Below are 13,567 nucleotides of genomic sequence, written 5' to 3' on the forward strand. Positions count from 1 at the left end.
TATCGCGAACGGTGTTTTGAAGGGGGACTAGATTATGAAGGTCTATCAGAGCGTTCATGAACTAATTGGACATACCCCGGTTATTGAACTACATCATTTTCCAAAGCCAGAAGGGGTTCGTATATTTGCAAAACTTGAATACTTCAACCCAGGTGGGAGCATAAAAGACCGTTTAGGACAACAATTGCTTAAAGATGCGCTCGAATCAGGAAAATTAAAACCAGGTGGAACCATTATCGAGCCGACTGCTGGCAACACAGGGATAGGCTTAGCGCTAGCAGCAGTGAATTCTGGAATTAAGGTTATTTTTTGTGTCCCGGAAAAGTTTAGTATGGAAAAACAAGAGTTAATGAAAGCGCTAGGTGCGGAAATTGTCCATACCCCGACAAATAAAGGGATGAAAGGGGCAATTCAAAAGGCGAAAGAGCTTGCGGAACAAATTCCAAACAGTTATGTTCCTCAACAATTTGCTAACCCTGCCAACCCGGAAACATATTATTTAACGCTAGGACCTGAGTTATGGGAACAGCTCGACGGACAAATTGACGTCTTTGTCGCAGGTGCCGGATCGGGTGGTACATTTATGGGAACGGCTCGGTACTTAAAAGAAAAAAATCCAGAGATAAAAACGGTTATTGTGGAACCTGAAGGATCTATTTTAAACGGCGGGGAACCTGGTCCACACAAAACAGAAGGAATTGGCATGGAATTTTTACCAGCCTATATGGATCCATCTTATTTTGATGCGATTCATACCATTTTAGACGTCGATGCCTTTGACCGAGTCAAACAACTAGCAGAAAAAGAAGGTCTGCTTGTAGGTAGTTCTTCTGGTGCGGCGCTTCACGCAGCGTTAATTGAAGCAGAACGTGCCAAACCTGGTACGAATATTGTCACTATTTTTCCAGATTCTAGTGAACGTTACTTGAGTAAAAAAATATACGAAGGTGGGATGTAACATGCGTCCAAAAACAAAATTAATCCACGGTGGAATTTCTGGAGATCCGCATACGGGAGCGGTTTCTGTTCCAATTTATCAAGTAAGTACTTATAAACAAGAAGGTGTAGGCGGCCATAAAGGATTCGAATATTCTCGTACGGGGAACCCAACTAGACATGCGCTTGAAGAATTAATTAAAGATTTAGAAGGTGGCGTACGCGGTTTTGCGTTCGGTTCAGGGATGGCGGCTATTACAGCTGTTATGATGTTGTTTAATAGCGGAGACCATGTCATTTTAACAGACGATGTGTATGGCGGAACGTTCCGTGTGATGACCAAAGTATTAAACCGCTTAGGTATTGAATCGACATTTGTAGATACGAGCGATTTAGCCAATATTGAAAAAGAAATTCGTCCAAATACGAAAGCAATTTATTTGGAAACACCAACCAACCCATTATTAAAAATTACGGATATTAAAGCAGCGGCACGCCTTGCAAAACAACATGGCTTACTGACGATTGTCGACAACACGTTTAGCACACCATATTGGCAAAACCCAATTTCATTAGGTGCCGATATTGTTCTTCACAGTGCGACGAAATATTTAGGTGGTCACAGTGATGTGGTCGCAGGCTTAGTTGTCGTTAACAATGAAAAACTAGGAGAGGATCTTCATTTTATTCAAAATTCAACCGGTGGCGTTCTTGGTCCACAAGATTCATGGTTACTGATGCGTGGTATCAAAACATTAGGTGTACGCATGGAAGAACATGAGGCCAATACGCAAAAAATTGTGGAATTTTTAAGCGAACATCCAGCCGTGACTAAAATTTATTATCCTGGATTAGCGACACATCCAAACCATCATATTGCGAAAGAGCAAGCGCGCGGCTTTGGCGGCATGGTTTCCTTCGATGTCGGCTCAGCGGAAAAAGCAGATCAGGTATTAAATAAAGTGAAATTTTTTACGTTGGCAGAAAGTCTTGGAGCTGTTGAAAGCTTAATTTCTGTTCCTGCAAAAATGACCCATGCTTCTATTCCGAAAGAACGCCGCGAAGAACTTGGTATTACCGACGGATTAATTCGTATCTCCGTAGGATTAGAAGATGTAGAAGATTTAATCGAAGATTTAAAACAAGCTCTTGAAGTATAAAACGAAAAAACCCCTCGATGTTTGTTCATCGAGGGGTTTTTTATGCTAAAATTACCGTTATTTACTTACAAAAAATAGGAGGGAACTATGATAAAGTAGAATAAGAGGATACAAGAAAGATAGGTGATCGGATGGAAACAAAAGTTAAACAATTAAAAGAAAAAATGATTGATTTTCAACGATTCGGATACATTTTATTAGCTTTAAGCGTGTTCCTTTATTTAGGAGTCGTCATTCCAATGGAAGGAAAAACGACTGGCGATGACATTTGGCTCATGAGTGGCACATTTTTAATAATTTCCTTATCGGGTTGTTGTTTTAACTACTCGTTAAAATGTAAAAAACAACTTCAACATTTAGAGGAGTAGCATACAACGTCAGGAGGTGGCGTTGTATGTTTTTTATTGACGGTGGGAACTTTTTCTAACTGAGCTAGATTGATATGTTCATAATGCTATAAGGTCCGGTTAATACCCAGTTGAATGTCGATTCTATGAGCCCCAATACGGTGGTACTGCCATTTTGTAATCTTTAGTTCTAAATCGATACACTTATGTGCCAAAATAGAACTTTTATGTGCCAGAATCATTCCTCTATGTCCAATTTATGAAATGTTCACAACCTTGCCACAAAATCGTTGTCGAATGTTCACTTTTTCACAATGTCGCTTCAAGCAAATCATGCTATCTTATAAATAGATGGTGATTTCCAATCAAAGGAGTGAATAAAATGTTTGCCATCGTAATCGGTTTAGTGCTTTGTACCACCATCGGTTTAGTCATTACTGCCGAAGTAAGCGCTGAAATCGAAACAAATTAAATCGATTATCCAAGCTATACATTACCCCCTCTTTCGCTGCCGTACAAGGTAGTTTTTTTGTTTAGGACATTTTGTGATAAGAAAATTGTTAAAATTGGTAAGTAGTTTAAAAAAATCCTACTAAAAAAAGCCCTTCTTCGTCGAAGGACTTTACGAATCACTGTTATTTTGGTTTTTGCGCTCTTTTTCAGTACGGTAGAACTCATGAAACATTTTCATTAATGCTCGCTTTTCAATTCTCGACACATAACTGCGGGAAATTCCGAGCTCTTTTGCAATTTCGCGTTGTGTTTTTTCTTTTTGTAAATCCAAGCCAAACCGGCCGATAATGACTTCTTTTTCCCGCTCATCAAGTACGTCAATATATTCCTTCATTTTTTCCAGTTCCATATTTAATTGAATCGTATCGATCACGTCTTCGGAATCGGATTTCAGGACGTCAATTAATGATATTTCATTTCCTTCTTTGTCTTGACCGATTGGGTCGTGTAAGGAGACATCTTTTTTCGTTTTCTTCAAGGCACGTAAATGCATGAGAATTTCGTTTTCAATACACCTAGCTGCATAGGTTGCTAGTTTTGTTCCACGGCCTTCAGAAAAGCTTTCTATCGCTTTGATCAATCCAATCGTACCAATGGAAATTAAATCTTCCGTATCTTCTCCTGTATTTTCAAACTTTTTTACGATATGAGCGACTAAGCGTAAATTATGCTCGATTAAAATGTTTCGTGCTTCTTCATCGCCTTTTGCCATTCTCTTTAAATACCTTCTTTCTTCTTCTGAGGACAACGGCTGAGGAAAGGCATTATTTTTGACGTAGGATACTAAAAATACAAGCTCTTTCATAAATAAGCCTATGGCTGTAAAGAAACCGGCCACGTCTTCACCCCCCATGAGGACTTTTGCCTATAATTCATATGTATGACAAGAAAATAGTATTTTGCTAGTCCTTAAGAAAAAGGGGGAATCTCCTTGCGATGATCTTTCAACCTGATTATTCGTTTTCCTGTTCCATGGCATTTTTGACAAACGGTTCGAAAAAGGAAGTATTTTTTTATCTTTCCTGCACCGTTACATATCCGACATAAAATAACAACTTTCAACCATCTATCACCTTCTATATTAATTTCATGAACGGAACCTGTGAGAAAAGCCTAAACGAATAAAAAGGTACATACATACGATATAAATAACACGTTAATAAAGGGGGAACATTCATGCGTTATCCATACGGCCCTGGTTGTTATCCTTATCCATATCCGTATCCTTGTTATGGTTATAGGTATGGTTATAGGTATGGTTATGGAGGATGGTACTTTGCTTTGGTAGTTGTATTACTCATTTTGCTGCTTATTTTCGGTTTTGGTCGATTTAACTGGAATTGGTAAAAATATAAGGAAGGTACGAGGGGACGCCCAGAAGCGTTCCCTCTACATTTTTTTTAGTTTAAAAGTACTAATCATTAAAAATGATAACACGATGGAGATGAATAGAATCATTTGAGGCGGAATATAAGGGATGATTAAGTACGTTAATGTTAGGAGACAACCTGCAGCAGTAATAGGAAGGCCGGTAAAATAGCCATTTTGCTCCGTAATGTTAAAACGGGCTAGACGAAAGGCTCCACACCCGATATAAAAAATAGTGAAAAATACGCCAGGAAATCCGAATTCGGCGAGCACTCCTTGATATAATAAGAGAGCGGGCGCGACACCGAACGAAATTATATCGCACATCGAATCTAACTGCTTTCCGAGTTCCGATTCAATTTGCAGCTTTCGGGCAACACGACCATCAAAACGGTCAGCTAATGCCGCTAAAAAAATGAGAATGGTACTTAAATTTAAATTACCGTTTAGCCCTACAATAATTGCAAAACAACCCAAACATAAATTGAAAAGCGTCAATACATTGGCTGTTTGGGATTTTAGCTTTTTGATTGTATGATCAACAACTTCCGAAAAAAACAATTACCCCACCTCTTTTCTAAAAGAGCCTTATAATTTTATTATATAATATTTAATTATATGACGGAAATTCCTTTTAGTTAAGGTACATTTTTCTTGAATCTTTGGAGGGAACATTATTGAAAAAATGGATATATCGTAGTTTTATCGAACTAACAAACCAGCGCTTTGTTTCATACGGATTGTATAAATTTACACGTTCCAGAATGAGCAAAGGTTTCATCCGTTCGTTTGCACGCTATTATCGAATAAATGCGGTAGAAATGGAAAAGAGTATGGATGAATATAAAACGTTACATCAGTTTTTTGTCCGGAAGCTAAAAAAGGGAACTAGGCCCATTTCATCGGAACCGATGAGTGTTGTTAGTCCCGTAGATGCGGTGATTGTAGATGTAGGAAAGGTTACCCCAACCAAAGAAATCTTTGTGAAAGGAAAAACGTATTCCATTAATGAAATGCTCGGCAGTGAGGAAATAGCAGAACGCTATCGTGGTGGAACGTATATCATTTTTTATCTAAGTCCTGGTCATTACCATCGGATACATAGTCCTTTCACAGGAGATGTAATGGAACAATGGAGTCTAGGGGGATTATCCTATCCAGTGAATAAATATGGTCTAAAATATGGGAAATCGCCATTATCAAAAAATTATCGTCGGATTACCGAATTAAAGCATTCCCAAGGAAGCATCGCCATTGTAAAAGTAGGAGCGATGTTTGTTAACTCCATCCATATTAGCAACCCAAATAAACGGTGGGAAAAAGGGGAGGAAATCGCCTATTTTTCATTTGGGTCAACAGTTATTTTACTGTTTAACGAAGAAACGTTCCAACTAAGTTCTGAGATTAACGTCCCTATGGATGTGAAGGTTGGACAAAAAATTGGTACAATAATAAGTTAGAAAAATAAACATCCCTGCGTAGATCGCAGGGATTTCCATTACAAATTGCTTATTAGGAAAGAAATTAGAATGGGACGGAAATAGGGAGAGTGGATTTGATACTACTTTTTTGAGTCAATTATGAAGAAGTTGCCATAATTTTGTGGGACAACGAGCGACGATGTATTTCTTTTTCAATTAATTGAATAAAATCTGGACTTAACTTTAAGGCTCTTGCTTTAAAATAAGCTTCAATGAGTAATTCATCTGACAAATGTTTCATAGTTGTCGCTCACCTCCAAAATAAATATTCTCAAACGTTTGTTAAGTACATATACTATATGATTGCCTTACTGTATCTTAACTCTATCAAAAGATCGAATAGAGAACAAGCGTTCCGTTATCCACAAGGAATCGTGGATAAATTGTGGTTAAGTTGTTAATAAATAGAAAATAATCCCGTTTATCCTTGTGTGCATTGTGAATAAAATTATCCACAAGTTGGGAACGTTGTGGGGTTTGTCGAAAAATTTTTATTTTTCTTTTAGTTGACGGTTGTAATACAATTATGGTTATGTTGAAACTGCCGAATAATTACTGAATATGACGTGAATTTTTTCAAAAACATTGTAAAATATTGAGGTGTCAAGTTGTGCTTAAACAATTTCTTCCGAATGAATATGTGAAGAGTATTTTTCATATAACACCAGAGGATTTAAAAGATCGGGGAATTAAAGGAATTATTACCGACTTAGATAATACGCTAGTTGAATGGGATCGACCGGAGGCTACTCCGGAATTAATCAAATGGTTCGACGCCATGAAAGAAGCAGGTATTGCTGTCACCATTGTGTCAAACAATAATGAAAAACGTGTGAAGGCTTTTGCAGAGCCACTTCATATTCCATTTATTTTTCAGGCACGAAAGCCGATGAGACAAGCATTCCGCAAAGCATTAGCCATTATGAAGTTAAAAAAAGAAGAAGTGGTCGTTATCGGTGACCAGTTGTTAACGGACGTTTTAGGTGGTAATTTGAGTGGATTTTATACAATTTTAGTCGTTCCCGTTTCCAAAACAGATGGAACGTGGACAAAAGTGAATCGAAAAATCGAACGCCAAATAATGAACTTTTTTAGAAAAAGAGGAAAGATTCAATGGGAGGAAGAAGTGTGAAAGAGGAACTATTGACGTGTATCGGATGTGGGGTTCAAATTCAAACGGAACATGAAGAAGAATTAGGGTATACCCCACCATCTGCTTTAGAAAGAGATCCAATTTTATGTCAACGATGTTTTCGCTTGAAGCATTATAATGAAGTCCAAGATGTGTCATTAACGGATGATGACTTTTTGAAAATTTTAAATGAAATTGGTCAATCCAATGGTCTGGTTGTTAAAATCGTTGACATTTTTGATTTTAATGGAAGTTGGTTAACTGGCCTTCATCGTTTTGTCGGAAAAAATCCGATTTTATTAGTTGGAAATAAAGCAGATTTACTACCGAAATCGGTGAAACATACGAAGTTGATCAACTGGATGAAATATCAGGCGAAACAGCTTGGTTTAAAACCAGTGGATGTATTACTCGTTAGTGCCTCTAAAGGACATGGGATTAAAGAAGCCATTCATACTATTGAACAATATCGAAATGGCCAAGATGTTTATATCGTTGGGTGTACGAATGTTGGAAAATCTACATTCATTAATCGGATTATTAAAGAAATTACAGGAGAGCAGGATTTGATTACGACTTCTCATTTCCCAGGAACGACGTTGGATATGATTAAAATTCCGCTTGATGATGGAAAAGCGTTAATTGATACACCAGGAATCATTAATCATCATCAAATGGCTCATTTCGTTGATAAAAAAGATTTGAAAGTTATTACGCCGAAAAAAGAAATCAAACCGAAAATTTTTCAGTTAAATCCTAAGCAAACGTTATTTTTCGGTGGTTTGGCCCGTTTTGACTTCATTCAAGGAGAACGGCAACCGTTTGTTTGTTACTTATCGAACGAATTACATATCCACCGAACAAAGCTTGAAAATGCCGATGCATTGTATGAAAAACATAAAGGCGAGCTATTACAACCACCGCGAAAAGAATATATGGATTCGGTTCCAACATTCGAACGGTTTGAATTTACCATTAAAGAAGCAAAAACAGATATTGTCTTTTCCGGTCTTGGTTGGGTTACTATAAATCAACCAGGGGCGAAAGTGGCTGCTTATGTACCAAAAGGCGTTAGTGTGATGGTAAGACGTTCCTTAATTTAGGGAGAGGTGGTTCAGTTGACATTATTGTACGGAGTCATTGGCGATCCCATTCGTCATTCCATGTCTCCGCTCATGCACAATGATCAGTTTCAACAGATGGGGTTGGATGCGTATTATCATCCTTTTCATGTGAAAAAAGAACATTTAAAAGAAGCCGTCATGGGCATGAAAGCATTAGGCGTTCAAGGCTTCAATGTAACGATTCCGCACAAAACTGCAATTATGAATTTTTTGGACGATATTGATCCTTTAGCAGAAGCGATTGGGGCAGTCAATACCGTTGTTCGGGATGGAGAACGTTTTGTTGGGTACAACACGGATGGAGTTGGATTTGTTCAAGCATTAAAAGAAGATTATCGTTCAGAATTAACGAATGAAAAAATTTTAATTATCGGAGCAGGTGGCGCTGCCCGGGCGATTTATTACACTTTAGCAAAGGAACGACCTCTCCAAATCGATTTGGCGAACCGGACGATTGAAAAAGCGGAAAAACTTATTATGGCCTGTCCGTTTCCGGTGCAATCATCCGCTTATTCGATTCATGAAGCAGAAAAGCACTTAGCGGACTACACAGTGATTGTCCAAACGACATCCATCGGGATGTATCCGCAACAGGATGCACTTCCTATATCCTTAGAGCGGGTAACCAAACAAACGTTTTTATCTGATATTGTCTACAATCCGTTGCAAACGAAGTTTTTACAAGAAGGGGCGAAAAATGGATTGGCCACTCAAAATGGTGTCGGGATGTTTGTTTATCAGGGAGCACTTGCCTTTCAGTTATGGACAGGAAAAATACCAAACATTGAACGTATGAAATCAATCGTGATTCAACAATTAGGAGGATGAACATGTTAACAGGTAAACAGAAGCGTTTTTTACGTTCTAAAGCCCACCATTTAAATCCCATTTTTCAAGTAGGGAAAGGTGGAGTAAATGAAAATATGATAAAACAAATCGCCGATGCGTTAGAAGCTCGGGAATTAATTAAAGTAAGCGTCCTACAAAACTGCGAAGAAGATAAGCATGATGTAGCTCATGAATTAGCTCTAGGGGCACAAGCTGAATTAGTTCAAGTTATCGGTAATACGATCGTTTTATATAAAGAGTCAAAAGAAAATAAACAAATCGAATTACCAACATGATGAAAGGAAATACAATGAGTAAGCGAATTGGCATATTTGGCGGAACATTTGACCCCCCTCATATTGGGCATTTAATCGTAGCCAATGAAGTGCTAAATCACTTAAAGTTGCACGAAGTACGGTTTATGCCTAACCATACGCCCCCTCATAAAGAAAAAGCTAATGGTGTGACGAATGAACAACGAGTACAAATGGTACAGCTTGCCATTAAACACCATCCTCAATTTTCTTTAGAATTATTGGAAATAGAACGGGGTGGCAAGTCGTATACCTATGATACAATCGTTCAACTGAAAGAACGAGAACCGGAAAACGACTTTTATTTCATTATTGGAGGGGATTCGGTTGAACATTTAACCCAATGGCATCGCATCGAGGAATTAGTTTCATTAGTTCAATTTGTTGGTGTTAATCGACCAAACTATTCCTCTTCAAGGTGTCCTTATCCCCTTATCACCATTGAAATACCTGAAATCGGAATTTCTTCGTCAGAAATACGTAACCGACTTCGACACGGTCAAACGGTAAAATATTTTTTGCCTGACGAAGTAAACCAGTATATAAAGGAGCATCGGTTGTATGGAGCGAAATAAGGCGCTATCCATTGTGAAAGAGCAACTAACTGAAAAACGATACGAACATACTCTCGGTGTGATGGAAACAGCAATACAATTAGCTGAACGGTATGGTGCGGATGTGAAAAAAGCGGAACTAGCAGCCATTTTTCACGACTATGCAAAATTTCGCAATAAAGAGGAAATGAAACAAATAATTATTAACCAACAGATGGATGCTCGCTTACTTCAGTTTCATCATGAATTGTGGCATGCTCCCGTTGGAGCTTATTTAGTTCAACAGGAAGTAGGGATCACGGATGAAGAAGTATTGTCGGCTATCCGCTACCATACAACTGGTCGGGTAGGCATGACGTTACTTGAAAAAGTCGTTTATTTAGCAGATTATATTGAGCCGGGGCGACGTTTCCCAGGAGTGGAAGAGGCTAGGGAAATCGCTCGTCATAATTTAGATGAAGCAATGATTTTCGCTCTTCGAAATACGATTACGTTTTTAATGCGGCAAAATCAGCCGATTTTTCCCGATACGTTTGAAACGTATAATGATATCATCATGAAGAAAGGGGATACGAAATGAAAAACGACCGACAATTATTGTTAACAGCAGTGAATGCAGCGGATGATAAAAAAGCGGAAGATATCGTCGTACTGAATATGAAAGGCATTTCCTTGTTAACGGATTATTTCGTCATTTGTCACGGAAATTCAGATAAACAAGTTCAAGCCATTGCAAGAGAAATAAAAGACAAAGTGGAAGAAAAAGGATATACCGTTAAACGGCTAGAAGGATTCGATGAAGCAAAATGGGTATTAGTGGACATAGGAGATGTGGTTGTTCATGTCTTCCATAAAGATGAGCGAGGTTATTACAACCTTGAACGTTTATGGGGAGATGCTCCTATTGAAGATGTGAAAAGTGAGCTGAACTTATGACCTATCGACGTTTTGCCTATATATATGACGAATTGATGAAAGACGTTCCGTACGATCAATGGGTAAAGCTTGTCCAACAAGTAACACAACGGTACGACATACCCGGACGGGATTTATTAGATGTAGGGTGTGGCAGTGGGGAGTTAGCCATTCGTCTAGTCAAAGAAGGTTGGAACGTCACTGGAGTAGATTTATCGGAGGATATGCTCATCGTAGCCCAGGAAAAAGCAGCAAAATTCGGTATAACGTTACCGCTTTTTCAGCAAGATATGCGAGAACTGGACGGATTAGGAACGTATGATGTGATAACAATTTTTTGCGATTCGATAAATTATTTAGCGACCGAACAAGATGTGCAACAAACGTTCCAACATGTCTATCGCCATTTAAAACTGAACGGATGGTTTATTTTTGACGTTCATTCGATTTATAAAATTATGCAAATTTTTATGAACGAATCGTTTACATGGAACGGAGATAAAATATCGTATATTTGGAATTGTTTCCCTGGTGAAGCCCCTAACAGTGTTGAACATGAGTTAACTTTTTTTGTGCTAGATGAAGCCACTGGGTTATACGAACGGTTTGATGAAGTGCACGTACAGCGAACGTTTTCGACATTAACCTATGAAAAATGGTTGGAGCATGCGGGATTTCATATCGAAGCGATTGTTGCTGACGAATCGTTTGAACCAGTTTCTGACACGACCGAACGAGTATTTTTTATCTGTCAAAAGAAAGAAAGGTAACACCGAACAACAATGGTTCGGTGTTTTTTTCAATCGTTAATGATTTTTAAGAAATATCATTAATGAAGAAGGAATAGAGAATAACATGTCGAATAGTTATAAACAGCCGAACTGGTTTTGTACCAATTCGAGATCTTCCTCAAATTTTTTATGAGTGACTTGAAAAAGACGTTCAAACATTCCTTCACTGTCTTTTGCAAGAACTTTTATACCTTCCCCAGTCACACCGCCTTTCACACATACCTTTTCCTGTAATGTAGGTAAAGAATAATACCCTTTTTTTATCAATTCCCCTAGACCAACGACCATATGCTCCGCTAGTTGAACTGCTGTTTCTCGATCAATAGCCGTTTCTTTTACCGAAGCTTCCACAAATTGCTGTAGTAAAAAACTAAAGAAAGCCGGCCCACAACTAACAATGTCTGAAGACACTCTTGTGATATGTTGGTCAATTAAGAATGGGATAGAAATATGCGAGAGCAATTCGAGTAAAGTTTCCCGCCAAAAGGTAGAACAATTTTCACCAAATGTGACTAATGATACACCGGCTAAAGCCCGATTCGTAATACTCGGAACGACCCGGGCACACGAACAAGGTATTTTCGCTTCTAGTTGACTGACACTAACAGGACTAGTGATGGATACGACGCATTGGTCCCTTCGAAATTGGGATTGATACTTTTCCAATAATGGACAAATATCAGGTGGTTTAACACAAATAAAAATTAAATCGCTTTGTTGAATGAGTTCTTTATTGGAAGGGCAAACGTTCACTTCAGGTATACGGTGTTGAAGCGCACGCGCTTTTTCCTCAGTTCGATTGTAAAGAAGCAGTTGCGAAGGAGAAATGACTTTTCCATCCACGAATGATTCCACCAAAATACTGCCCATAGTCCCTGTACCAATGATTCCTATTTTCATCTGCATCCCTCCTTCAATGCGGTTCTTCTCATAACAACATATGTATCAAATTGACAAATTATGCTTTCGAGGTGATGAAAATCATGGAAAGGCACTGGAACAAGAAATATGTGAAAATCGTCTCGGTTGTCGTTGTCCTTTTTGTCTTGATAAGTATTGGATGGAAACAGTTTCATCATGTTCCCCCTGAGATGGAGACGATACTAGAAGAAAACAAACTAAAGCCGGAGTCATCCGGAGTAAACGTGTTCATGGTCGATGTGAAAGGTGCTGTCCATTCGCCTGGTGTATATGAAGCAAATGAGGGAGAGCGAGTCTTTCATGTCATTGAACGAGCGGGTGGAATGACAGAAGATGCGGATGTGTCAAAGGTCAATTTGGCGTTAAGAGTGACAGATGAAATGGTTATCAACGTTCCAACTATATGGGGCAGTATGGAGAGTCAAGAGAGCAGTAACAGAAAAATTAATTTGAATTTTGCTGATGCGTCCCAATTAACCCAACTCCCGGGAATCGGTGCAAAAAAAGCTGAAGCGATTATTGCTTATCGCGAAGAGCATGGTCCTTTTCGTTCCATTGATGAGATTAAAAATATTTCAGGCATTGGTGAACAAACCTTTGAACAAATTAAGGAATTAATTACCGCTCCTTAAGTGTGTTTGACGGAGGAAAAGACAAAGGATACACTAAAAAAAGAAAAAAACGGATAAGGAGATTGAACATGGAGAGGATTTCTTGGGATCAATATTTCATGGCTCAAAGCCATCTTTTAGCCATGAGAAGTACTTGTACTCGGTTAGCGGTCGGAGCCACCATTGTTCGCGAAAAACGAATTATTGCTGGGGGATATAATGGTTCCATTGCAGGTGGAGAACATTGTATCGACGTGGGGTGTTATGTGGTTGACAACCATTGCGTTCGAACCATTCACGCTGAAATGAACGCCATTTTACAATGTGCCAAATTTGGGGTACCGACGGAAGGTGCCGAAATGTACGTTACTCATTTTCCGTGTTTACCATGCAGTAAAGCGATTATTCAAGCAGGTATTAAAGCGGTTTACTATGCAAATGATTATAAAAATAATCCGTATGCCATTGAATTATTTGAACAAGCAGGAGTTATTGTTCAACACGTTCCTTTAAAAAAAGATATTTTTCACTCAATGATTACCCAATTGAATGGGTAAGGAGCGGGAGCAACG

Annotated in this window: 18 protein-coding genes; 14 read left to right on the forward strand and 4 right to left on the reverse strand. The window is 38.6% G+C overall.

The features are described 5' to 3' along the window. Nucleotides 1-34 precede the first annotated feature (34 nt). From cysK to H0Z31_09075, 3 genes are all read left to right on the forward strand, one after another. Complete coding sequence (gene cysK, locus H0Z31_09065; protein ID MBO8177589.1) at nt 35-958, forward strand: cysteine synthase A; 924 nt, start codon at nt 35-37, stop codon at nt 956-958. Between the two features lies 1 nt (nt 959). Then, entirely contained in the window at nt 960-2,096 is a 1,137-nt protein-coding gene (locus H0Z31_09070) for a bifunctional cystathionine gamma-lyase/homocysteine desulfhydrase (GenBank protein ID MBO8177590.1), read from the forward strand. Between the two features lie 131 nt (nt 2,097-2,227). Then, nucleotides 2,228-2,464 carry a hypothetical protein gene (locus H0Z31_09075; protein ID MBO8177591.1) on the forward strand — a complete coding sequence of 79 codons (237 nt, stop codon included), beginning with the start codon at nt 2,228-2,230 and terminating at the stop codon, nt 2,462-2,464. Between the two features lie 601 nt (nt 2,465-3,065). On the opposite strand, the gene sigK is transcribed toward H0Z31_09075, so the two are convergent. After that, a complete protein-coding gene (gene sigK, locus H0Z31_09080) occupies nt 3,066-3,794 on the reverse strand; it encodes an RNA polymerase sporulation sigma factor SigK (GenBank protein ID MBO8177592.1) in 729 nt (242 codons plus the stop codon). A gap of 551 nt (nt 3,795-4,345) precedes the next feature. Further along, nucleotides 4,346-4,885 (reverse strand): CDP-diacylglycerol--serine O-phosphatidyltransferase, encoded by a 540-nt coding sequence (gene pssA, locus H0Z31_09085; protein ID MBO8177593.1) that lies wholly within the window; start codon nt 4,883-4,885, stop codon nt 4,346-4,348. 116 nt (nt 4,886-5,001) lie between these two features. On the opposite strand from pssA, the gene H0Z31_09090 reads away from it, so the two are divergent. Then, entirely contained in the window at nt 5,002-5,784 is a 783-nt protein-coding gene (locus H0Z31_09090; protein ID MBO8177594.1) for a phosphatidylserine decarboxylase, read from the forward strand. A gap of 118 nt (nt 5,785-5,902) precedes the next feature. On the opposite strand, the gene sda is transcribed toward H0Z31_09090, so the two are convergent. Next, nucleotides 5,903-6,046, reverse strand: a complete 144-nt coding sequence (gene sda, locus H0Z31_09095; GenBank protein ID MBO8177595.1) for a sporulation histidine kinase inhibitor Sda — start codon at nt 6,044-6,046, stop codon at nt 5,903-5,905. Between the two features lie 369 nt (nt 6,047-6,415). Between sda and H0Z31_09100 the strand changes: the two genes are divergently transcribed. The 8 genes from H0Z31_09100 to H0Z31_09135 are packed head-to-tail and all read left to right on the forward strand — an operon-like array spanning nt 6,416 to nt 11,442. After that, a complete protein-coding gene (locus H0Z31_09100; GenBank protein MBO8177596.1) occupies nt 6,416-6,937 on the forward strand; it encodes a YqeG family HAD IIIA-type phosphatase in 522 nt (173 codons plus the stop codon). Beyond that, on the forward strand, nt 6,919-8,040 hold the full coding sequence (yqeH, locus tag H0Z31_09105; GenBank protein ID MBO8177597.1) for a ribosome biogenesis GTPase YqeH: 1,122 nt from the start codon (nt 6,919-6,921) through the stop codon (nt 8,038-8,040). The genes H0Z31_09100 and yqeH overlap by 19 nt, the downstream gene beginning before the upstream one ends. Before the next feature lie 15 nt (nt 8,041-8,055). After that, on the forward strand, nt 8,056-8,889 hold the full coding sequence (aroE, locus tag H0Z31_09110; protein ID MBO8177598.1) for a shikimate dehydrogenase: 834 nt from the start codon (nt 8,056-8,058) through the stop codon (nt 8,887-8,889). Nucleotides 8,890-8,891: 2 nt separating this feature from the next. Next, a complete protein-coding gene (gene yhbY, locus H0Z31_09115; GenBank protein MBO8177599.1) occupies nt 8,892-9,185 on the forward strand; it encodes a ribosome assembly RNA-binding protein YhbY in 294 nt (97 codons plus the stop codon). A 14-nt stretch (nt 9,186-9,199) separates the two neighbouring features. After that, a complete protein-coding gene (locus H0Z31_09120; GenBank protein ID MBO8177600.1) occupies nt 9,200-9,778 on the forward strand; it encodes a nicotinate-nucleotide adenylyltransferase in 579 nt (192 codons plus the stop codon). Then, nucleotides 9,765-10,337 carry a bis(5'-nucleosyl)-tetraphosphatase (symmetrical) YqeK gene (yqeK, locus tag H0Z31_09125; protein ID MBO8177601.1) on the forward strand — a complete coding sequence of 191 codons (573 nt, stop codon included), beginning with the start codon at nt 9,765-9,767 and terminating at the stop codon, nt 10,335-10,337. Before H0Z31_09120 ends, yqeK begins: the two co-directional genes overlap by 14 nt. Beyond that, complete coding sequence (rsfS, locus tag H0Z31_09130; protein ID MBO8177602.1) at nt 10,334-10,693, forward strand: ribosome silencing factor; 360 nt, start codon at nt 10,334-10,336, stop codon at nt 10,691-10,693. Before yqeK ends, rsfS begins: the two co-directional genes overlap by 4 nt. Beyond that, on the forward strand, nt 10,690-11,442 hold the full coding sequence (locus H0Z31_09135; GenBank protein MBO8177603.1) for a class I SAM-dependent methyltransferase: 753 nt from the start codon (nt 10,690-10,692) through the stop codon (nt 11,440-11,442). Before rsfS ends, H0Z31_09135 begins: the two co-directional genes overlap by 4 nt. A 96-nt stretch (nt 11,443-11,538) precedes the next feature. On the opposite strand, the gene H0Z31_09140 is transcribed toward H0Z31_09135, so the two are convergent. Continuing rightward, entirely contained in the window at nt 11,539-12,363 is an 825-nt protein-coding gene (locus H0Z31_09140; GenBank protein MBO8177604.1) for a late competence protein ComER, read from the reverse strand. Between the two features lie 83 nt (nt 12,364-12,446). Here H0Z31_09140 and H0Z31_09145 point away from each other — a divergent pair, with 83 nt between their 5' ends. Together H0Z31_09145 and H0Z31_09150 are read left to right on the forward strand one after the other, a co-directional pair. Then, nucleotides 12,447-13,016: a ComEA family DNA-binding protein gene (locus H0Z31_09145; protein MBO8177605.1), complete on the forward strand. Its 570-nt coding sequence runs from the start codon at nt 12,447-12,449 to the stop codon at nt 13,014-13,016. Nucleotides 13,017-13,084: 68 nt separating this feature from the next. Then, complete coding sequence (locus H0Z31_09150) at nt 13,085-13,552, forward strand: ComE operon protein 2 (protein ID MBO8177606.1); 468 nt, start codon at nt 13,085-13,087, stop codon at nt 13,550-13,552. Nucleotides 13,553-13,567 lie beyond the last annotated feature (15 nt).

This window comes from Bacillus sp. (in: firmicutes) (genome assembly GCA_017656295.1).
GTDB lineage: Bacteria > Bacillota > Bacilli > Bacillales > JACDOC01 > JACDOC01.